At 65.5% G+C, this 20,695-nt stretch carries 20 protein-coding genes; 9 read left to right on the forward strand and 11 right to left on the reverse strand.

Annotation, left to right across the window (positions count from 1 at the left end):
- Window positions 1–10 precede the first annotated feature (10 nt).
- Window positions 11–1,207 (forward strand): PepSY-associated TM helix domain-containing protein, encoded by a 1,197-nt coding sequence (locus tag NX784_RS09390; protein ID WP_258816380.1) that lies wholly within the window; start codon window positions 11–13, stop codon window positions 1,205–1,207.
- A gap of 12 nt (window positions 1,208–1,219) precedes the next feature.
- Window positions 1,220–1,903, forward strand: a complete 684-nt coding sequence (locus tag NX784_RS09395) for an SOS response-associated peptidase (RefSeq protein ID WP_258816381.1) — start codon at window positions 1,220–1,222, stop codon at window positions 1,901–1,903.
- Window positions 1,904–1,913: 10 nt separating this feature from the next.
- On the opposite strand, the gene NX784_RS09400 is transcribed toward NX784_RS09395, so the two are convergent.
- Entirely contained in the window at window positions 1,914–2,846 is a 933-nt protein-coding gene (locus NX784_RS09400; RefSeq protein ID WP_258816382.1) for a nuclear transport factor 2 family protein, read from the reverse strand.
- Between the two features lie 111 nt (window positions 2,847–2,957).
- Between NX784_RS09400 and NX784_RS09405 the strand changes: the two genes are divergently transcribed.
- Window positions 2,958–3,314: a hypothetical protein gene (locus NX784_RS09405; protein ID WP_258816383.1), complete on the forward strand. Its 357-nt coding sequence runs from the start codon at window positions 2,958–2,960 to the stop codon at window positions 3,312–3,314.
- 9 nt (window positions 3,315–3,323) lie between these two features.
- Here NX784_RS09405 and NX784_RS09410 read toward each other — a convergent pair whose 3' ends face one another.
- Window positions 3,324–4,301 (reverse strand): hypothetical protein, encoded by a 978-nt coding sequence (locus NX784_RS09410; RefSeq protein ID WP_258816384.1) that lies wholly within the window; start codon window positions 4,299–4,301, stop codon window positions 3,324–3,326.
- 137 nt (window positions 4,302–4,438) lie between these two features.
- Here NX784_RS09410 and NX784_RS09415 point away from each other — a divergent pair, with 137 nt between their 5' ends.
- Both NX784_RS09415 and NX784_RS09420 read left to right on the forward strand, forming a co-directional pair.
- Window positions 4,439–4,690: a DUF3297 family protein gene (locus NX784_RS09415; RefSeq protein WP_258816385.1), complete on the forward strand. Its 252-nt coding sequence runs from the start codon at window positions 4,439–4,441 to the stop codon at window positions 4,688–4,690.
- Window positions 4,691–4,920: 230 nt separating this feature from the next.
- Window positions 4,921–5,187 (forward strand): hypothetical protein, encoded by a 267-nt coding sequence (locus NX784_RS09420; RefSeq protein WP_258816386.1) that lies wholly within the window; start codon window positions 4,921–4,923, stop codon window positions 5,185–5,187.
- Between the two features lie 78 nt (window positions 5,188–5,265).
- On the opposite strand, the gene gltA is transcribed toward NX784_RS09420, so the two are convergent.
- The 7 genes from gltA to NX784_RS09455 form a co-directional block, all read right to left on the reverse strand.
- Entirely contained in the window at window positions 5,266–6,567 is a 1,302-nt protein-coding gene (gene gltA / locus NX784_RS09425; RefSeq protein ID WP_258816387.1) for a citrate synthase, read from the reverse strand.
- A gap of 90 nt (window positions 6,568–6,657) precedes the next feature.
- Window positions 6,658–6,924: an FAD assembly factor SdhE gene (locus NX784_RS09430; RefSeq protein ID WP_047823985.1), complete on the reverse strand. Its 267-nt coding sequence runs from the start codon at window positions 6,922–6,924 to the stop codon at window positions 6,658–6,660.
- A 297-nt stretch (window positions 6,925–7,221) separates the two neighbouring features.
- Window positions 7,222–7,932 (reverse strand): succinate dehydrogenase iron-sulfur subunit, encoded by a 711-nt coding sequence (locus NX784_RS09435; RefSeq protein ID WP_056132068.1) that lies wholly within the window; start codon window positions 7,930–7,932, stop codon window positions 7,222–7,224.
- A gap of 68 nt (window positions 7,933–8,000) precedes the next feature.
- Window positions 8,001–9,779 carry a succinate dehydrogenase flavoprotein subunit gene (gene sdhA / locus NX784_RS09440; RefSeq protein ID WP_166861574.1) on the reverse strand — a complete coding sequence of 593 codons (1,779 nt, stop codon included), beginning with the start codon at window positions 9,777–9,779 and terminating at the stop codon, window positions 8,001–8,003.
- A gap of 2 nt (window positions 9,780–9,781) precedes the next feature.
- Window positions 9,782–10,153, reverse strand: coding sequence for a succinate dehydrogenase, hydrophobic membrane anchor protein (gene sdhD / locus NX784_RS09445; RefSeq protein ID WP_166861573.1), 372 nt, complete (start codon window positions 10,151–10,153; stop codon window positions 9,782–9,784).
- A 5-nt stretch (window positions 10,154–10,158) separates the two neighbouring features.
- Window positions 10,159–10,581 carry a succinate dehydrogenase, cytochrome b556 subunit gene (gene sdhC / locus NX784_RS09450; RefSeq protein ID WP_258816388.1) on the reverse strand — a complete coding sequence of 141 codons (423 nt, stop codon included), beginning with the start codon at window positions 10,579–10,581 and terminating at the stop codon, window positions 10,159–10,161.
- 205 nt (window positions 10,582–10,786) lie between these two features.
- The gene (locus tag NX784_RS09455) at window positions 10,787–11,584 is read right to left on the reverse strand and encodes a GntR family transcriptional regulator (RefSeq protein WP_258816389.1); all 798 of its coding nucleotides are present in this window, start codon (window positions 11,582–11,584) and stop codon (window positions 10,787–10,789) included.
- Window positions 11,585–11,858: 274 nt separating this feature from the next.
- On the opposite strand from NX784_RS09455, the gene NX784_RS09460 reads away from it, so the two are divergent.
- The 4 genes from NX784_RS09460 (at window position 11,859) to acnA (ending at window position 17,363) form a co-directional block, all read left to right on the forward strand.
- Complete coding sequence (locus NX784_RS09460; RefSeq protein WP_258816390.1) at window positions 11,859–12,851, forward strand: malate dehydrogenase; 993 nt, start codon at window positions 11,859–11,861, stop codon at window positions 12,849–12,851.
- 190 nt (window positions 12,852–13,041) lie between these two features.
- Window positions 13,042–14,031 (forward strand): HpcH/HpaI aldolase/citrate lyase family protein, encoded by a 990-nt coding sequence (locus NX784_RS09465; RefSeq protein ID WP_258816391.1) that lies wholly within the window; start codon window positions 13,042–13,044, stop codon window positions 14,029–14,031.
- A complete protein-coding gene (locus NX784_RS09470) occupies window positions 14,031–14,591 on the forward strand; it encodes a hypothetical protein (protein ID WP_258816392.1) in 561 nt (186 codons plus the stop codon). The genes NX784_RS09465 and NX784_RS09470 overlap by 1 nt, the downstream gene beginning before the upstream one ends.
- Window positions 14,592–14,654: 63 nt before the next feature.
- A complete protein-coding gene (gene acnA, locus NX784_RS09475; RefSeq protein WP_258816393.1) occupies window positions 14,655–17,363 on the forward strand; it encodes an aconitate hydratase AcnA in 2,709 nt (902 codons plus the stop codon).
- Window positions 17,364–17,564: 201 nt separating this feature from the next.
- Here acnA and NX784_RS09480 read toward each other — a convergent pair whose 3' ends face one another.
- Complete coding sequence (locus NX784_RS09480; protein WP_258816394.1) at window positions 17,565–18,242, reverse strand: Fe2+-dependent dioxygenase; 678 nt, start codon at window positions 18,240–18,242, stop codon at window positions 17,565–17,567.
- Between the two features lie 20 nt (window positions 18,243–18,262).
- Window positions 18,263–20,632, reverse strand: coding sequence for a TonB-dependent receptor (locus tag NX784_RS09485; protein WP_258816395.1), 2,370 nt, complete (start codon window positions 20,630–20,632; stop codon window positions 18,263–18,265).
- Window positions 20,633–20,695 lie beyond the last annotated feature (63 nt).

The following is a 20,695-nucleotide window of genomic DNA, read 5'->3' on the forward strand; positions in this document are numbered from 1 at the left end:
CGGCCGCGCGATGGTAAGCGGTTCCCTCCGCGCCCTGTTCCGGCGCGTGCACCTGGGCGTGGCGCTCGTCTTCGGCGGCCTGTTCGCGCTGTCCGGCCTCACGGGCTGCGCCCTCGCGTGGATGCATGAACTCGACGGCATGCTGAACCCCGCGCTGTTCCAGGCGACGACGCGCGCGCCCGTGCTTGCGGCCGACGTCGGACGTATCGTCGACCGGCTCGCTGCCGATCCGGCGTACGGCCGCCCCTCGCAACTGGCGCTGCCGGAGCGCGCCGGCGAAGTGGCCGTCGCGTGGTACCGCCTGACGCCGCCCGGCGGGCGCGGGCCGTTCACGACGGACCGCTCGCGCCAAGTGATGGTCGATCCGGCCACTCTTGCCGTGACGGGCGAGCGCGTGTGGGGCGAGCCGGGCCTGTCGCGGCCCCTCCTGATGCCCACGTTGTTCCACCTGCACCGCTACCTGCTCGCCGGAGACGTGGGCAAGACCGTCATCGCCGTCTCGGGCCTCGCGCTGCTGTCGATGTCGGTGCTGGGCGTCGTGCTGTGGTGGCCCAGGGCGACCGTTGCTGCCTGGCGCAAGGCGTTCACCGTCGCGCACCGGGGCTCGTGGCCGCGTTTCAATTACAGCTTCCACCGCGCGGCCGGCGCCGTCGTCGCGCCCGTGCTCGCGGTGCTGGGCTTTTCCGGCTGCCTGTTCAACCAGCCGCAGTGGATCACGCCCATCGTGGCCGGCGTCGCAGCGGTGTCGCCAAAGGACAAGCCCAGGCCCGATGCGGCGGCGGGCCGAGGTCCGATCGGCGCGGCTCAGGCGACGCAGGCGGCCGCCGCTGTGTTCCCGGCCGCGCGCGTATCGCGCGTCGTGCTGCCTGCACGGGCGGGCCTGCCGTACGAAGTCCGGCTGCGCCAGCCGGGCGAAGTGCGCCAGGGCGACGGCAATACCCGCGTCACGGTCGACGGATCGACGGGCCGCATCCTGCGCGTGCGCGACCCGCTGCGCGCACGCGCGGGCGACGCCTTCCTCGACTGGCAATTCCCGCTGCACACGGGCGAGGCATTCGGCACGGCCGGGCGAATTGTCATCACCGTCGTCGGCCTTGCGCCGGCCGCGTTCCTCATCACGGGACTGGCCATGTGGTGGCAGCGCAGGAAGGCAAGACGCCGCGCGCAGTCTGCGCGTTTATGTCAAACTTCACCGGTCTGCCACTGACCATCGACCGCCATGTGCGTCAACTACCGCCCCCCGCTGCCCGAACAACTCGACATGGTGCTGGGCACCCTCGTCGACCTCTACCGCGACTGGGATTGGCCCACCGAGACGTGGAAGGATTACACGGCCCCGATCGTGCGCGCGGGCGCGCACGGCGAACGTACCTTGCAACTGGCGAGCTACGGCATGGTGCCGCGTCGCTATATCCCGGCCGGCGTCAAGCCGTTCGACACGATGAACGCGCGCGCCGAATCGCTGGGCGAGAAGCGCTCGTTCGCGCCGGCCTGGCGCCGCGCCCAGTTGTGCGCCGTGCCGATGACCTGTTTCTACGAACCCTGCTACGAAAGCGGCCGCGCCGAGCGCTTCGGCATCGGCATGCAAGATGACAGCGTGTTCTTCGTCGCGGGCCTGTGGCGCGAGTGGTCGGAGGCCGACGGGACGCTCGGCGCATCGTTCACGCAGATCACGATCAACGCGGACGAGCACCCGCTGATGCGGCGCTTCCACAAGCCGGACGACGAAAAGCGCGCGCTCGTCGTGCTGCCGCCGGAAGACGTCGACGCTTGGCTGCACTGCCGCGATCCGGAGCTGGCGCGCAGCTTTTTGCGCGCGTATCCGGCCGAGGCGATGAAGGCGTGGGCGGCGCCGAAAGCGCCCGTCGTGAAGGCGCAGCCGGAACAGCAGAGCCTTTGGTAGGGACGGCGCGTTACGACGACGTGGGTTCCAGCGCGGGCGCGGGCGTGGTTGCCGGCGGCGCAGCGGGAGCGCGTGCAGGTGCCGCTGCGGGTGCGGGTGCAGCCGTGGGTGTCGCTGCGGGTGCGGGTGCAGCCGTGGGTGTCGCTGCGGGTGCGGACGCCGGTACGGGTGCTGCCGCGGGTGACGCTGCGGGCGCCGACGCCGGTGCCGCCGCGGGCGTCGCGGTGGGTGCAGATGCGGGCGCCGGTACGGGCGCGGACGCCGGTGCCACCGCAGGCGTCGCCGCCGGCCTGAATACGGGTGGTGGCGCGGGCGCAGCTGCGGACGCAGGCACCGGGGCAGCTGCAGCTGTGGACGTCGCAGCGGGTGCGGCTGCTGGCGCTGGTGCTGCCGCGGACGCAGTCGCCGGTACAGGTGCAACTGTGGACGTTTGTGCCGGTACGGATGCCTGTCCCGGCGCAGCCGCCCTCGCCTCCGCCGCCGTCACGATCCCGAGCACCTGCTTCGCCACTTCATTCGGCACGGCCAGCGACAGCTGGTAATGGACGATCTCGAACCCGGCCGCCGTCCGGCGAATGACGCCGCTGGCCATGCAATGCCCCATGTTTTCCGTGTCGAGCAGCTCGTCGAACCAGATCAGCGCACCGTCCGGCGTCGCATACACGTTGCGCCGCGTGGGGTGAAATACCCACGCCGCCTGCCTGCCCTCGAAGTATGTGCGGCCCCACTCGCGGAAGGCGTCGCGCTGCCACAGCTCGCTGCGGTCCGTGCCGATGTACACGCCGTCCGGCGCCATCTTGTCGAAGTAGCGCATGCGCGCGTGGGCGGCGTCGTCATGCCAGCCGTCGACGAACGCGTTCACCTGCTGCACGAGGACCGGGTCGGTGGCGGCGTGCGCGAGTTGCGCGAGGAACAGGCAGCACGCGAGGATGAGCGATTTCATGCTTGAGTCCTTGGATGGGTGGTGACGCACATTGTGTAACGAAATGTGCAAGTTCAACAACGCGGGTGGCGTTGGTGTACATTTGCTAATGTTGCCACGAACGCATGATCCATGAGAACCATCGTCTTCGCGGGCGTGCTGACGGCCGCCGCAGCCGCCGTCGCCCTGGAACCGCTGCCGGACCGTCCCGCGCCGGCGCCGGTGAAGCCCACCGCGCTGCCCAGCGAGGACGCGATCCGCGCCGCCGTGCGCGAGACGCTGGCCGAGAGGCCGGACCATCCCCGCCTGCACGAGGCCGACACCTTCCGCGCGAACCACTACGACATCTTCGCGCGCAAGGTCGAGGAGGCCACGGTGCCCGATTGCCTCCACGAGGACGGCCTGAAGCGCCAGCCCACGTTCTTCCTCGGCGGGCTGCTGGCCCTGCCCTTCATCGCGGTGGCGAAGGTCAGGGGCAAGTGCCAGTAGCCTGAAGGGTCAGGCGCGCCGCGACGTGCGCAGCGGGCGCACGTCGGGCACCGTCCTGGACCGGCGCGGCAGGCCCAACGAGACGGCGAACGGGACGAGGAACGGATACAGCGCCCACACGCCGGTCCCGTCCACGCGCAGATTGACGGCACCGTACAGCGCCGGCAAGGCCATCAATCCGAGCAGGCTCCTGAGCGCATGGATGCGTGGCGGCGCGCGCCAGATGCCGGCCAGCGCCAGCGGCAGCACGACACAGGCGCAACCGGCGAGCGCCAGCAGGCCGCGCGTGTCGCCCAGGCGGGCGCCCATCGCCCCGATACCGGGCAGCCAGGCGGCCTGCGTCAGGCCCGGGACGATCGCGCCGCGCACGGCGGCGAGCCAGCCGGCCGCGGCCGCGAGCGCGGCCAATCCGAAGTTGACGGCCACCCGGCGCGTCACGAGCAGCCAGCCCAGCAGCAGGATATTCTCCTCGAGGACCGCCGTCGCCGCGAGCGCGGCCACGAGGGCGAGGCGGGGCTGTGTCGTCAGCACGGCAAACACGAAGAGCATGCGCATGCACACGGACGCCGGATCGACGAGCGGGCACGGCGCGTACCAGAACGTCGGCAGCGACAGCACGACGAGCAGCCCCGCCGCCAGCGCGCGCCGTGCGCCGAATCCCATGCGGCGCACGGCGGCCGTCGCGAGGCTGGCCGTCGCGGTGACGCAGATCCAGTTCAGCGCCGCGAACGTGTTCTGGAGGGCACCGGGCAGCACCGCCGCGAGCGCCGGCACGGCCAGGCGGTAGGCGAACGGCGCGCGCAACGCGGACAGCGGCGCGTCGCCGCGCAGCCAACCGGCGGTGTCGGAATATGCGATCGAGTCGCCGACCGCGCCGCCCCAGCGCCCGAGCATGATGGCGAGGGCAAGCACGGCGAAACCGCCGATCACGAATGGCCAGTTGAAGCGCCGGGGTATCCGGTAGACATTGCCCGCTTGTCGTGCCATGGCGCACCCCGTCGAATTCACATTCTGTCGAGCATAGCGAAACGGCGCTGGCGCGTCCATACAGAAAGTTCAACCCAGCAATGACCGCGATCATCCCGCGCTCGCGTGCGCGCGCGGAATCGTGGATAATTCTGGCCATGAACGACACTACCCAACTCCCACCCCTGCCCGACCGCCTGTCCATCGACCCGAAGAGCCCGCACCACAACGCGGAAGTCTTCAAGCACCCGGTCGGCATCCGTTTCAACGGCAAGGACCGCACCGACGTCGAGGAATACTGCCTGAGCGAAGGCTGGATCAAGGTCGCCGCCGGCAAGACCCTCGACCGCAAGGGCCGTCCGATGCTGATCAAGCTGAAAGGCACGGTCGAGGCGTATTACGCCGTTTGATCATCCACCGATAACGTCCCTGCAACGGCCGCCGGAGCAATCCCGCGGCCGTTTTCATTCGTCTGTCCGTCAAGTGCGGCAGTTGCTCTGCGTTACAAAGCGATGATTTTTTGCAATTAGAATGTGCTACTGTGCTGTTCAGTAATATGTACGCGAAAAATACGGCGTAGGCCCGCTCTGCGGAATCACCATGGCGCCCGATTGCCACAACAGACTTGGTGGAGAATATTTTGATCTATTTGTTGGTTGCTCTGATGAGCGGCTATGCGCTCGGAACCTTCCTCGCAAAAAGCTGGAAGATCTATGCCTTGTGCTTGCCTGTCAGCTTCTTGATATATGCAGTGACCAGTATCGTGCTGCCGATGCTGCTTTCCGCCGGTCATCCGCTTCCCGACATTGGACTACTGATTGCCGCCGGATTGATTCAGGCACCGGTGTTGATGTTGGGCGTCTACCTCGCGCAGCGCAAGGCCAAACGTAGCGAATACGAGCTCTGATCTCGCGAGCACAGCGGGCTCGAACGTCGAAAAAAAGCGAGCCCGCAGGCCCGCTTTTTCGTTTAACGACAGAACGAATTAACGCTTGTCCATCGCCGGCACGTCGCGAACGGTCGAACCGACGAACAGCTGGCGCGGACGGCCGATCTTCTGTTCCGGGTCGGCGATCATCTCGTTCCACTGGGCGATCCAGCCGATGGTACGGGCCATCGCGAAGATACCGGTGAACAGCGAGACCGGGATGCCCAGTGCCGACTGCACGATGCCCGAGTAGAAGTCGACGTTCGGGTACAGCTTGCGCGACACGAAGTATTCGTCGTTCAGGGCGATCTTTTCCAGTTCCATCGCGAGCTTGAACAGCGGGTCGTCCTGCAGGCCCAGTTCGTTCAGCACTTCGTGGCAGGTTTCGCGCATCAGCTTGGCGCGCGGGTCGAAGTTCTTGTACACGCGGTGACCGAAGCCCATCAGCTTCACGCCCGAGTTCTTGTCCTTGACCTTCTCGATGAAGCCAGGGATGTTCTCGACCGAACCGATTTCCTTCAGCATGTTCAGTGCGGCTTCGTTCGCGCCGCCGTGTGCCGGGCCCCACAGGCAGGCGATACCGGCTGCGATACACGCGAACGGGTTCGCGCCCGACGAACCGGCCAGGCGGACGGTCGACGTCGATGCGTTCTGCTCGTGGTCGGCGTGCAGGATCAGGATGCGGTCGAGGGCGCGGACGAGGACGTCGTTGACCTTGTACTCTTCGCACGGATTGCCGAACATCATGCGCATGAAGTTCGCGCTGTACGACAGGTCGTTGCGCGGGTACACGAATGGCTGGCCGATCGAGTATTTGTAAGCCATCGCGACGAGAGTCGGCAGCTTGGCGATCAGGCGGATAGCCGAGATCTCGCGCTGCTTGGCGTCGTTGATGTCCAGCGAGTCGTGGTAGAACGACGCCAGCGCGCCGACGGTACCCACCAGCACCGACATCGGGTGCGCGTCACGACGGAAGCCGCGGAAGAAGAATTGCATCTGCTCGTGGACCATCGTGTGCTTGGTCACGGTGCCGACGAACTCTTCCTTCTGCTTGGCGTTCGGCAGTTCGCCGTTCAGCAGCAGGTAGCAGGTCTCCAGGAAGTCGCAGTTGACGGCCAGCTGCTCGATCGGGTAGCCGCGGTACAGCAGCTCGCCCTTGTCGCCATCGATGTAGGTGATGGCCGATTGGCAGGCGGCGGTCGACATGAAGCCCGGGTCGTAGGTGAACTTGCCGGTTTGGCCGTACAGCTTGCGGATGTCGATGACGTCCGGGCCGATCGTGCCCTTGTAGATCGGCATGTCTACCGACGGGCTGCCGTCCGAGAACGACAGGGTGGCTTTGGTATCAGAGATGTTCATGGCACTTCCTTCTGTGGGAGTGGGTCTACAAGATAAAATAAAACGAAATCTTCCGGTTTCGTTACCGGCGTCCGCGACGGCGCGGGCGCCTCAGGCTTGCCGCAGCCGCGCCACCAGGGCGCGCACGTGCGGCAGGTCGACCTCGCCTTCGGGCTCGGCGCGGCCCAGCAGCAGGTCCATCAGCGGGTTGTCCGCCAGGTCCAGCAAACGGGTCAGCGCATCGACTTCCTCGTCCGTCAATTCTTCTTCATGCGCATCCAGGAAGCGCGTGAGGATCAGGTCGTTCTCGAGCAGGCCGCGGCGCGCGCGCCAGCGCAGGCGGGCACGGTTGGCAGGGTCGGATTGATGCGTTTTCACACTAGAGTCCGTTGTTGGGTCAACACTATACTCCGGCTGCCGGTTCGCGACAGTACGGTAGTTTTACTGTATTTAAGGCAATACTTGGCGCGGATTACCGGCGTAGGGTGGACGGCTGAACCGGGCATATTGCGTTGCCGGCAGCGGATGCGCCGTCCACGCGTGACGCCGATACATCGTTGGCGCCTATGGCGGGCCTACCCTATCACACCTTCGATAGCCAGCGCCCCTAGGCAAACGTCGCGTATCACCGCGTGGACGGCGGAGCCGTCCACCCTACGCATCGTGCAGCCTGGCTTAGATCGCGCGGCGGACCAGCAATTCCTTGATCTTGCCGATGGCCTTGTTCGGGTTCAAACCCTTCGGGCACACGTCCGTGCAGTTCATGATCGAGTGGCAGCGGAACAGGCGGTACGGATCTTCCAGGTTGTCCAGGCGCTCGTTCGTCGCTTCGTCGCGCGAGTCGGCGATGAAGCGGTAGGCCTGCAGCAGGCCGGCCGGGCCGACGAACTTGTCCGGGTTCCACCAGAACGACGGGCACGACGTCGAGCAGCATGCGCACAGGATGCACTCGTACACGCCGTCGAGCTCTTCGCGCTCTTCCGGCGATTGCAGGCGCTCTTTCTCCGGCGGGATCGAGTCGTTGATCAGGTACGGCTTGATCGAGTGGTATTGTTTGAAGAAGTTGGTCATGTCGACGATCAGGTCGCGGATGACCGGCAGGCCCGGCAGCGGACGCAGCACGATCGGCTGGGTCAGCTCGTTCAGGTTCGTCGTGCAGGCGAGGCCGTTCTTGCCGTTGATGTTCATCGCGTCCGAACCGCACACGCCTTCGCGGCAGGAGCGGCGCAGCGCCAGCGAGTCGTCGACGTCGGACTTGATGCGCTGCAGGGCGTCCAGCAGCATCTTGTCGGTGTCTTTCAGCTCGACGGTGACGTCTTGCATATAGGGCTTCGAATCCTTGTCCGGATCGTAGCGGTAGATCTTCAGGTGGACTGTGCGTGCCATGTTTTACCTATCTGTCGGGGACGGGGCCGTGCCCCGTCCGCAAAATATCGTGTTGTGTCGGCGCCGGATTAGAACGTACGGGGCTTCGGTTTGAACGTGTCGACGGTCAGCGGCTTCGTGACGACCGGCTTGTAGTCGAGACGGTTGCCTTCCGAGTAGAACAGGGTGTGCTTCATCCAGTTCTCGTCGTCGCGCTGCTCGTAGTCGCTGTGGGCGTGGGCGCCGCGCGATTCCTTGCGCGCCGCGGCCGACACGACGGTCGCCTTGGCCACTTCGATCAGGTTGTCCAGCTCGATCGCTTCGATGCGCGCCGTGTTGAACACCTTCGACTTGTCCTTGAACGACACGTGCTTGCGGCGCTCGTCCAGTGCCATGATTTCCTTGACGCCCTCGTCCATCAGCGCCTGCGTACGGAACACGCCGCAGTGCTTCTGCATCGTGGCGCGGATGGCATTCGCGACGTCCTGCACCTTCTCGCCGCCCGTCGAATTTTCCAGACGGTTCAGGCGGCCCAGCGCGTAGTCGGCGAAGTCCTTCGGCAGCGCGCGGTTGCCCTGCTCTTTCAGGTTCTGCGCGACGATGTGGTTGCCGGCCGCGCGGCCGAACACCACCAGGTCCAGCAGCGAGTTCGTGCCCAGGCGGTTCGCGCCGTGCACCGACACGCACGAGCATTCGCCGATCGCGTACAGGCCGTTGACGACCTTCTGCGAACCGGTGCCGTCCGGGGTGACGACCTGGCCGTGGATGTTGGTCGGGATGCCGCCCATCTGGTAGTGGATGGTCGGGACGACGGGGATCGGTTCCTTCGTCGCGTCGACGTTGGCGAACTTGTGGCCGATTTCCAGGATCGACGGCAGGCGCTTGCGGATCGTGTCCGCGCCGATGTGGCGCAGGTCCAGCAGCACGTGGTCCTTGTTCGGGCCGACGCCGCGGCCTTCCTTGATCTCCTGGTCCATCGAGCGCGACACGAAGTCGCGCGGCGCCAGGTCTTTCAACGTGGGCGCGTAGCGCTCCATGAAGCGTTCGCCATTGCTGTTGATGAGGATACCGCCCTCGCCGCGCACGCCTTCCGTGATCAGCACACCTGCGCCGGCCACGCCGGTCGGGTGGAACTGCCAGAATTCCATGTCCTGCAGCGGGATGCCGGCACGTGCCGCCATGCCCAGGCCGTCACCGGTGTTGATGAAGGCGTTGGTCGACGCGGCGAAGATACGGCCGGCGCCGCCCGTGGCGAACACGGTGGTCTTCGCCTGCAGCATCATGACGTCGCCCGTTTCCATTTCCAGCGCGACGACGCCGAGGACGTCGCCGTCGGCATTGCGCACCAGGTCCAGCGCCTGCCACTCGACGAAGAAGTGCGTGCGCGAGCGGACGTTACGCTGGTACAGCGTGTGCAGCAGCGCGTGGCCGGTACGGTCGGCGGCGGCGCAGGCGCGCTGCACCGGCTTCTCGCCGAAGTTCGCGGTGTGGCCGCCGAACGGACGTTGATAGATCGTGCCGTCCGGGTTGCGGTCGAACGGCATGCCGAAGTGTTCCAGCTCGTACACGACCTTCGGTGCTTCACGGCACATGAATTCGATGGCGTCCTGGTCGCCCAGGTAGTCCGAACCCTTGACGGTGTCGAACATGTGCCAGTACCAGTCGTCTTCGCTCATGTTGCCCAGCGACGCGCCGATGCCGCCCTGTGCGGCGACGGTGTGCGAACGGGTCGGGAAGACTTTCGACAGCACGGCCACGTTCAGGCCCGCTTCGGACAATTGCAGCGCGGCGCGCAGGCCGGAACCGCCGGCACCGACGATGACGACGTCGAAATGGCGGACAGGGATATTGGTGTTGATTGCTGCCACGATTACACGCTCCAGAGAATTTGCACAGTCCAGGCGGCGCAGGCGAGCAGCCAGAGCACCGTGGCGATCTGCAGGGTCAGGCGGATGCCGACCGGTTTGACGTAGTCCATCCAGATGTCACGGATACCGACCCACACGTGGTAGAACAGGCCGAAGAACGTGACCATGGTGAAGAGCTTGAACCACTGGCGGGCGAACAGACCGGCCCAGCCTTCGTAGGTGAAGTTCTGCCCGGTCAGGAACGAGACCAGCAGGATGACCGTGAAGATGACCATCACGATGGCCGTCACGCGCTGCGCGAGCCAGTCGCGCATGCCGTAGTGCGCGCCGACGACGAGACGGCGCTGTCCGATGTTCTTGGGGGTAGTAGCCATGATAATTAAAACACTCCGAACAGTTTGAGAGCGACCAGCAGGGTCAGGACCAGGCCGACGGCCAGCACGTAGCGCGCGGTGCGCTGCGAGGCGTCCTTGTCGAGGGCCATGTGGTTGTCCATGAACAGGTGGCGGATACCGGCGCAGAAGTGGTGCAGGTAAGCCCAGGACAGGCCCAGCAGGATGATCTTGACGAACGGGTGGCTGACGATGCCGGCCCAGTGGGCGAACGAGATCTCGGAGCGGATGCTCTCGCCGAACAGGTAGATCAGGTACGGCAGGAAGAGGAACAGCACGAAGCCGCTGATACGGTGCAGGATCGACACGATGGCCGATGGCGGCTGCTTGTAATTCATCGTAATGTCCGTAATGCTCACATTACGGATCGGCTGCCCTCTTTTTTGCACGTTTTTCACGGCTTCGGACATTGGAACACCTCCCTTAAAACTGACTGATTTTATGTTGGAACCCGCACTTCGCCGATTTTGTGACCTGCGCCGGACCTGGATGTCATCGTCCCGGATCCTTGCTGGAACACGTCGGCCGGGCCTCTCCGACGCTTTCCCAAAATCAAAGCATTGTAATCGCTGCCAGCGATTCCTGCACCCAGCATAGGCTCGGCGCAAAAACTATTCAGGACAATTCGTTCTGGTAATGGTGCTTTGCGGTGAGATACAAACCGCGCCGCAATTCCACCGCTTTGTCCCCATACGTGAACGACACCCGGTCCGCGCACAAGAGCGGCGTACCCTCCGCCACCTTCAGCGCCTGCGCCGTGGGCGCGTCCGCCGCGATCGCGCGGATCTTCTCCGTCGCGCGGATCATGCGCGTGCCGAATTCCGATTCGAACAAGCCGTACATCGGCCCCTTGTATTCCGCCAGGCGCTCGGCCGTCAGCCCCTTGAACAGCTGCCCCGGCAGCCACAATTCCTCGAGGATCGTCGGCGCGCCGGTATCGCTCATCAGGCGCTTGATGTACACGACGGCGTCGCCCGACTTCAAGTCGAGCAGGCGCGCCACCTCGGCCGGGGCGCGGATGCGCTTGACCTCGAGGTAGTCGTGCTCGAAATGCTGGGGGACGCCCTCGTCGGGCATCAGCTTGAGGAAACGGAAGTGGGCGCGCGCCTCGTTGTGCGACGCGACGAACGTCCCTTTGCCCTGGCGGCGCACGACGAGGTGCTCGGCGGCGAGCTCGTCGATGGCCTTGCGCACGGTACCCTGGCTGACCTTGTAGCGGCCGGCCAGCTCGACTTCGCTGGGGATCAGTTCGCCGGGTTTCCACTCGCCCGATTGCAGGCTTTGCGTGATGAGCGCCTTGATCTGCTGGTACAGTGGAGAGAACGTGGGCGAAGGGGCCGCGCCGCCGACAGCGCTGCCGGCGCCGCTTGTCGTGGCACCATTGCTGTTCGGATTAGACGGGGCTTGGTTCATAGACAGCGATTTTTTCATAAATCCAAGGGTCCGTCCAGTGGAGAAACCCTTCAATTATGTGTCTTATATAAGACATATGATATGAATTGACAGATGGAATAGCGCGGGACTACACTCGCGGTCGATCGAGCGTGGGCGCCCGCCTGCCGGCATTGCGTCGCACGCCCGCTTGGCGATGGCGCTTTTGGTATGATTGCAGTTTTCCCAAACAGGCGTATCCTTCTGCGTCGTCCGCTCAGTAGTACGCTTCTTCCCTCTTATTTGGAGATTCATCATGGCAAAAACCCCTAAGCGCGTTGCCGTCACCGGTGCGGCCGGCCAGATCGGCTATTCCCTGCTGTTCCGCATCGCCAACGGCGACATGCTGGGCAAGGACCAGCCGGTCATCCTGCAGCTGCTCGAAATCGACAACGAAAAGGCACAGAAGGCGCTGAAGGGCGTCATGATGGAACTGGACGACTGCGCATTCCCGCTGCTGGCCGGCATGACCGCGCACAGCGACCCGATGACCGCGTTCAAGGACGCGGACGTCGCCCTGCTGGTCGGCGCCCGTCCGCGCGGCCCGGGCATGGAGCGCAAGGACCTGCTGGAAGCCAACGCCCAGATCTTCACGGTGCAGGGCAAGGCGCTGGACGCCGTCGCCTCGCGTGACGTCAAGGTGCTGGTGGTCGGCAACCCGGCCAACACGAACGCCCACATCGCGATGAAATCGGCCCCGAACCTGCCGGCCAAGAACTTCACCGCCATGCTGCGCCTGGACCACAACCGCGCCCTGTCGCAAGTGGCTGCCAAGACCGGCAAGGCCGTCGGCGACATCGAGAAGATGGTCGTCTGGGGCAACCACTCGCCGACCATGTACGCCGACTACCGCTTCGCCACCGTCGACGGCAAGTCGGTCAAGGACCTGATCAACGATGACGACTGGAACCGCAACACGTTCCTGCCGACCGTCGGCAAGCGCGGCGCGGCCATCATCGACGCCCGCGGCGCCTCGTCGGCTGCCTCGGCCGCCAACGCCGCCATCGACCACGTCCGTGACTGGGTCCTGGGCACGAACGGCAAGTGGACCACGATGGGTGTCCCGTCGGACGGTTCGTACGGCATCCCGGAAGGCATCGTCTTCGGCTTCCCGGTGACCACGCAGAACGGCGAGTACACGATCGTGCAAGGCCTGCCGATCGACCAGTTCTCGCAGGAGCGCATCAACCTGACGCTGAACGAGCTGAACGAAGAGCGCGCTGGCGTCGCGCACCTGCTGGGCAACTAAGGCTCATCTGTCACGTAGGGTGGACGGCTCTGCCGTCCACGCGGTGATTGTTGGCGGCTTCGATATCGCGCACGAGCACGGAGCCGCCAACAATCACCGCGTGGGCAGCGCTCATGTTTCGACGGCGCTGCGATAATAGGTGGAGCTGCCCACCCTACGAGCCCATCGTTCCATCTTCCAGAGCGAGACAATGCACCCTTCCGAGGTTTTATTCCAGGGCCAACGCCAGCCACTGCTCCTCCCCGCCTGCGACCACTACGCCGGCAGCGAGAAGCTGATGCGCAAGTCGATGGCCCTGCAACAAGAACTTGGCCCCCTGTTCGACATCACCTTCGATTGCGAGGACGGCGCCGCCGCCGGCAACGAACGCGCCCACGCCGAGCTGGTCGCGACCCTCGTCGACAGCCCCGACAACCGCGCGCACCGCATCGGCGCCCGCCTGCACGACGTCACGAGCCCGCACTTCGCGCAGGACGTCGAGATCATCGTCGGGGCCGCCGCGCAGACGCTCGCCTACGTCGTCCTCCCGAAGCCCGACAGCCTGGAGGACGTGCTGCGCGCGCAGGACGTCGTCAACCAGGCCGCCGCCAAGGCCGGGCGCGCCGTGCTGCCGCTGCACGTGCTGATCGAGACGCACGGCGCCCTGCACGACGCGTACGCCATCGCCGCCCTGCCCCAGGTCGAAAGCCTGTCGTTCGGCATCATGGATTTCGTCTCGGCGCACCACGGCGCGATTCCGTCCGCCGCGATGCGCACGCCCGGCCAGTTCACCCATCCGCTCGTCGTCCGCGCGAAACTGGAGATGGTGGCGGCTTGTCACGCGCATGACAAAGTCCCGTCGCACAATGTGACGACCGAGATCAAGGACAGCGCCGTCGTCGCCAACGATGCCCAGCGCGCCGCCGCCGAGTTCGGATTCACCCGCATGTGGAGCATCCATCCCGACCAGATCAAGCCCATCGTGAAAGCCTTCACGCCGCGCCTCGCGGAAGTGAACGAAGCGACGAGCATCCTGCAGGCGGCGATGGCGAAGGATTGGGGACCGATTGCCCATGGAGGCCGCTTGCACGACCGCGCCAGCTACCGATATTATTGGACGGTGTTGCAGCGCGCGAAGCTGGCCGGCCTAGCGCTGCCGGAGGCCGCGGCGGCACTCGTCAATCAACCGGAATCCATTTGATGGCCATCACTCTGAAACAACCGCTCGCCGCCTGCGCCCTCGCGCTCGCGGCGGCAAGCCTGTGCGCGTCCGCATCCGGCGCCACCGGCGACACCCACCCCAAGGCCAGCAAGGTCCTGAAACAAAAAGAAAAGGCCAAGCCGGCCAAGCACAAGAAGGAAAACAAGAAAGACAAGAAAGACAAGAAAGACGCGAAGACGCACAAGGAAGAACCGAAGCCGGACGTCGCCGACGACGAGCCGATCCCGGACGTCACGGACACGACCTTGACCGAGTTCTCGTGCGAGTTGAACAACAAGGTCTCCGTGTACCGCAACCTGATGGACGACAGCTACATCATCCTGCGCTGGCAGAACCACCTGCGCCGCATGGAAAAAGTGGGCACAACGACGGGCGCGCGCCGCTACGAGAGCGCGAAGACCGGGCTGGTCTGGATCGGCATCCCGTCGAAGGGTATCCTGCTCGACTCGAAACAGAACCGCCAGCTGGCCAACGAATGCAAGGACGCCGAACAGGCCAAGCCAGCCATGGCAGCCGCCCCGGGCGACAAAACGAGCTGATGCCTGACCGGCAAGGCTGACCGAGTTGTAGGTAACAACAAAATCTCACTAAGGAGAGCTTTTATGTCTCGCAATACCCTGAACACGCTCAAGGATTTCCCGCTCGCGGCGGGCCAGACCGGCCAGTTCTATTCGCTGCCGGCGCTGGGCGAAGCCCTGGGCGTGAACCTGTCGCGCCTGCCGGTGTCGATCCGCATCGTCCTCGAGTCCGTGCTGCGCAACTGCGACGGCAAGAAGGTCACCGAAGAACACGTCCGCCAGCTGGCGAACTGGGGCCCGACCGCTGCCCGCACCGAAGAGATCCCGTTCGTCGTCGCCCGTGTCGTCCTGCAGGACTTCACCGGCGTGCCGCTGCTGGCCGACCTGGCCGCGATGCGCAACGTGGCCGCCAAGACGGGCGCCGATCCGAAGAAGATCGAGCCGCTCGTGCCGGTGGACCTCGTCGTCGACCACTCGGTCACGATCGACCACTTCCGCACGCCGGACGCGCTCGACCTGAACATGAAGATCGAGTTCCAGCGCAATAACGAGCGCTACCAGTTCATGAAGTGGGGCATGCAGGCGTTCGACACGTTCGGCGTCGTGCCCCCGGGCTTCGGCATCGTGCACCAGGTGAACCTGGAGTACCTCGCGCGCGGCGTGATGAAGAACGGTTCCACGTACTACCCCGACACGCTGGTCGGCACCGACTCGCACACGACGATGATCAACGGCGTGGGCGTCGTGGGCTGGGGCGTGGGCGGCATCGAGGCGGAAGCCGGCATGCTGGGCCAGCCCGTGTACTTCCTGACCCCGGACGTCATCGGCGTCAACCTCACCGGCGCGCTGCGCGAAGGCTGCACCGCGACCGACCTCGTGCTGACCATCACCGAGATGCTGCGTAAAGAAAAGGTCGTCGGCAAGTTCGTGGAATTCTTCGGCGAAGGCACGGCGTCGCTGTCGACCACCGACCGCGCCACCATCGGCAACATGGCGCCGGAATACGGCGCGACGATGGGCTTCTTCCCCGTCGACGACAAGACCATCGACTACTTCCGCGGCACGGGCCGCACGGAAGAGGAACTGGCCGCCTTCGAAAACTACTTCAAGGCCCAGCACCTGTTCGGCATCCCGAAGGACGGCGAGATCGACTACACGCGCGTCGTGTCGCTCGACCTGTCGACCGTCACCCCGTCGCTGGCCGGCCCGAAGCGCCCGCAGGACCGCATCGAACTGGGCAACGTGAAGGGCAACTTCACCGACCTGTTCTCGAAGCCGACGAGCGCGAACGGCTTCAACAAGGCCCCGGAAGACCTGTCGAAGGTCTACGAAACGACGAACGGCCTACGCGTGAAGAACGGCGACGTCCTGATCGCCGCGATCACCTCGTGCACGAACACGTCGAACCCGAGCGTGATGCTGGCCGCCGGCCTGCTGGCCAAGAAGGCCGTCGAAAAAGGCCTGACAGTCGCACCGCACATCAAGACGTCGCTCGCGCCGGGCTCGCGCGTCGTCACCAACTACCTGGAAGCGGCCGGCCTTCTGCCGTACCTCACGCAGCTGGGCTTCGGCGTGACTGCGTACGGCTGCACGACCTGCATCGGCAACGCCGGCGACCTGACGCCGGAACTGAACGCCGCGATCACGTCGAACGACATCATCGCCGCCGCCGTCCTGTCGGGCAACCGCAACTTCGAGGCGCGCATCCACCCGAACATCCGCTCGAACTTCCTCGCATCGCCGCCGCTGGTCGTCGCCTACGCGATCTCCGGCAACGTCACGCGCGACCTGATGACGGAACCGGTCGGCAAGGGCGCCGACGGCGTCGACATCTACCTGGGCGACATCTGGCCGACCTCGCAGGAGATCCACGACTTGATGAAGCTCGCGATGAATTCCGACGTCTTCAAGGCCAACTACGCGGACGTCAAGGGCAATCCGGGCGCGCTGTGGGAAGCCGTGTCGTCGGTGTCGGGCCAGGTCTACGACTGGCCGGAGTCGACGTACATCGCCGAACCGCCGTTCTTCGCCGACTTCGAGATGACGCCGAAGGCCGCGGCCGCCGGCATCGCGGGCGCGCGCGCGCTGGGCGTGTTCGGCGACTCGATCACGACCGACCACATCTCCCCGGCCGGTTCGATCAAGGAAGACGGCCCGGCCGGCAAATGGCTGAAGGACCACGGCGTCATCAAGGCCGACTTCAACTCGTACGGCTCGCGCCGCGGCAATCACGAGATCATGATGCGCGGTACGTTCGCGAACGTCCGCATCAAGAACAGGATGATCCCGCCGAAGGCCGACGGTTCCGCCGTCGAAGGCGGCATCACGCTCCACCAGCCGAGCGGCGAACAGCTGTCGATCTACGACGCCGCGATGAAGTACATCGCGGAAGGCACGCCGACGATGATCTTCGCGGGCGAAGAGTACGGCACCGGTTCGTCGCGCGACTGGGCCGCGAAAGGCACGCAGCTCTTGGGCGTGAAGGCCGTGATCGCCCGTTCGTTCGAGCGCATCCACCGTTCGAACCTCGTCGGCATGGGCGTGCTGCCGCTGCAGTTCCTGGCCGACGACAGCGTCGACACGCTGGGCATTACCGGCAACGAGACCTTCGACCTGAAGGGCCTGGAAGGCGAGATCCGCCCGCAGATGCAGGCGACGCTCGTGATCCACCGCGCCGACGGCTCGACCAAGGAAACGTCGGTGCTGCTGCGCATCGACACGCCGATCGAAGTCGATTACTACAAGCATGGCGGCATCCTGCCGTTCGTGCTGCGCCAGCTGCTGGCCGCGTAATCTGCGTAGGGTGGACGGCTATGCCGTCCACGCGTTCAATCATTACCTGATTCGTCGCGACATGTTCGCGTTCGTTGGACGCGTGGACGGCGCATACGTCCCGTCAAATCGTCGTTCGCGGTCGAGCCGTCCACCCTACTCCGTTCGTTACGTGTCCGCCCACTCGTATGGTGGGCTCCCCGAGCCCACCATGCACACCACTCACGTCTCTGCCCACATCCGCAACAGGTTGTGATAATGCCCCGTGAGCGCCACGAGCTCCGCCCCGTCGCCATGCTTCGCGCGCAGCGCCTGGATCGCGGTATCGAGTTCGAACAACATGGCGCGGCGCCCGTCGTCACGCACCATGCTCTGCACCCACAGGAACGACGCGAGCCGCTCGCCGCGCGTCACCGCCCTCACCTCGTGCACACTGGACGACGGGTAGACGACCGCGTCGCCCGCCGGCAGCTTGACCTCGTGCGTGCCGTACGTGTCGACGACGGCCAGCTCGCCGCCGTCGTAGTCGGCCGGGTCGGACAGGAACACGGTGCACGACACGTCCGCACGCAGCGCGGCCCCGCCCCGCCGGGCGCGGATGGCGCCGTCGACGTGTGGGCCGTAATGCTCGCCGCCCGCGTAACCGTTGAAGAACGGCGGCAGGATGCGCAGCGGCAGCACGCTCGAGAAGAACAGTGGGTGCGCCATCAGCGCCGCGCTCACGATCTGCCCCAGTTCGACGGCCAGCGGCGAGCCCTCCGCCAGCTGGCGGTTGCGCTTGATCTGCGCGCCCTGCGTACCGACGCTGGCCCGGCCGTCGACCCAGTCCGTCGCCTGCAGGCGCGCGCGCATCGCGTTCACCTGGTCCGGGGTCAGGACGCCCGGAATGTGCAGCATCATCGTCGCCTCCTCGTGCGGGGTCAGAACTTGACGTTGGCCGCCAGCGTCGCCGACCGGCCCGGGCCCACTCCCGCATAGTGCGGCGACGAGACGCGGTCGAAGTAGAACTTGTCCGTCAGGTTCTGCACGTTCAGTTGCAGGCTGACGTCCTGGTTCAGCGCATAGCTGGCCATCGCGTCGACGCGCGTATAGCCCGGCGCCCACTTGTTGTTGTTCACGTTGCCGTAGACCTTGGACAGCGTGTTCACGCCGAAGCCGGCCGAGAAGTCCTTCGTGACGGCGTACGTCGTCCACAGCGTGGCCGAGTGCTTCGGCGTCGCCGGGAAGCGGTTGCCATTGTACGGCGAGACGACGTACACGGGATTCGCCGTCGTGCCCACGTTCAGGTAGCCGTTGTCGGCCACGGTCGCATCCAGGTACGTGTAGCCGCCGAACACGCTCCACTGCGACGACAGCTTGCCCGAGAAGCCCAGCTCGGCGCCCTTCACGCCCTTGCGGCCGACGTTCTGCGTCGTGCCGTCCGGCGCCGTCACGCGGGCATTGTTCATCGTGCTCTTGAACACGGCCGCCGTCAGCGACAGCCGGCCGCCCGGCATCACGTCCCACTTCGTGCCCAGCTCGACGTTGCGGCTGCGCTGCGGCTGCAGGTTCTGCACGGCCACCGTCAGCGCATCCAGGCCATCGCCGCCGTCGTTGCCGGGCGGGGTCGCGGACGTCGCATAGGCCAGATAGACGCTGCCGTTCTCCGCCGGTTTATACACGAGGCCCGATTGCAGGCTCCAGAAACCGCTGTCGACCGCGGCGCGGGTCGCCGTCGTCAGTGTGTTCAGGACGCTCTTGAAGTCGTCGTGGCGCGCGCCCAGGTTGAGCTGCCAGTGCGGATCGAATTCGATGGTGTCGAATGCGTACGCGGCCTTCGTCTTCGTGCTCACGTGCGTCAGCGCGGGCGACACGGTGCGCGTAGTGACCCACGGATCGTACGGGTTCGGATCGACCAGCGTGGTGCAGTTGTACAGCGTCGCGCTGCCCGACGTCGGGCAGGTGAACGTGCCCGTCAGCGGATTGTTCGTGCCCGGCGTGAAGACGTAGTTGCTGCGGTCCGTCGTCTCGCGGTCGAACTCGATGCCCGCGTTGTACGTGTGCTTGATGCCCGCCGCCTGCAGCTCGCCCGAGATGCTCGTCACGTTCGTCGCCGTGCGCGTCTGTGTCACGCGCGTGTTCGCGCGGCGCCAGACGGTGCCGTACAGGACCGTGTTGCCCTTCGAGTCGTCGGGCTGGGTCCAGGCGTAGTCGTTGTTCGATTTGCCGTAACGCGTGACGTTGCGCAGCACGATGCCGCCCGCCAGCTGGTGGCGCAGGTCGATGTTGACGATGTCGCTCTTCGTGTCGCGGAAGTCGCGGTTGGCGAGGCCGTAGAACGTACTGCGGTCGACGTCGAACGGCCGGCCGTTGCCGTTCTTTGCGACGTCCGGTCCCGTCGTGAGGGGATTGTTGAACGGGATGCCCGTATCCGGGATCTCGTGCGTCGTCAGGCGGTAGACGCCGATGATGACCCGCGTCGGGCCCGACAGGCCGAAGGTGACCGTGGGCGCCACGCCGTAGCGCTTGCCGCCGACGATGGCGCGGCCCGGCACGTCGTTCTCGTGCGCCATCACGTTCAGGCGGAACGCGCTGTCGCTGCCGATGTTGCGGTTGAAATCGCCCGTGAGGCGGCGGTATTTGTCCGAGCCGATGCCGATGCTGGCACGGTTGAAGTCGTAGGCCAGCGCCGTCTTCGTGATCAGGTTGACGCCGCCGCCGGCCGACGCGCGGCCGCCCAGTGCCGAGTTCGGCCCTTTCACCACTTCGATCTGTTCGACGGCGAAGATCTCGCGCGACTGCGAACCGGCGTCGCGGATGCCGTCGACATACGTGTCCGTCTGCGCGTTATAGCCCCGGATGAACATATTGTCGCCCACGGGATTGCCGCCTTCGGCCGCGCCGATGGTAATGCCGGGCACGGTGCGCAGCGCATCCGTCAGCGACGTGGCGCCCGTCTGCGCGATGACCTCGGCCGGCACGACGGTGACGGATTTCGGCGTATCGAGCAGCGGCGCGGTGAATTTCTCGTTGGCCGAAGCCTGCTGCGGCTGGCTCGTGCCCGTCACCTGCACGCTCGGGATCGCCGGGTCGGGCGTCACGTCGGCAGCGGCATGGGCGGCGGCCGGCAGCGCCAGCGACGCCAGCATGGCCAAGGTGTGCGCCGGCAGAGGGCGCGCATGCTTGCGGCTCGTGATGAAGGAAGTCGGCGTGACGGTGTCGTTGTGCTTGATGGTCATGGTGGATGGCTGGCCCGGCAGGCGTTTCGGCGCGCTGCCTGTCGAATGAATATTAATGAGAACGATTCGCATTATCGTTCCTATTGACATATTTGACAAGCTCGACGCTGGCGCCAATATTGCCGCCGTGTTACT

The sequence above is a fragment of the Massilia pinisoli genome (genome assembly GCF_024753285.1).
Lineage (GTDB): Bacteria > Pseudomonadota > Gammaproteobacteria > Burkholderiales > Burkholderiaceae_D > Telluria > Telluria pinisoli.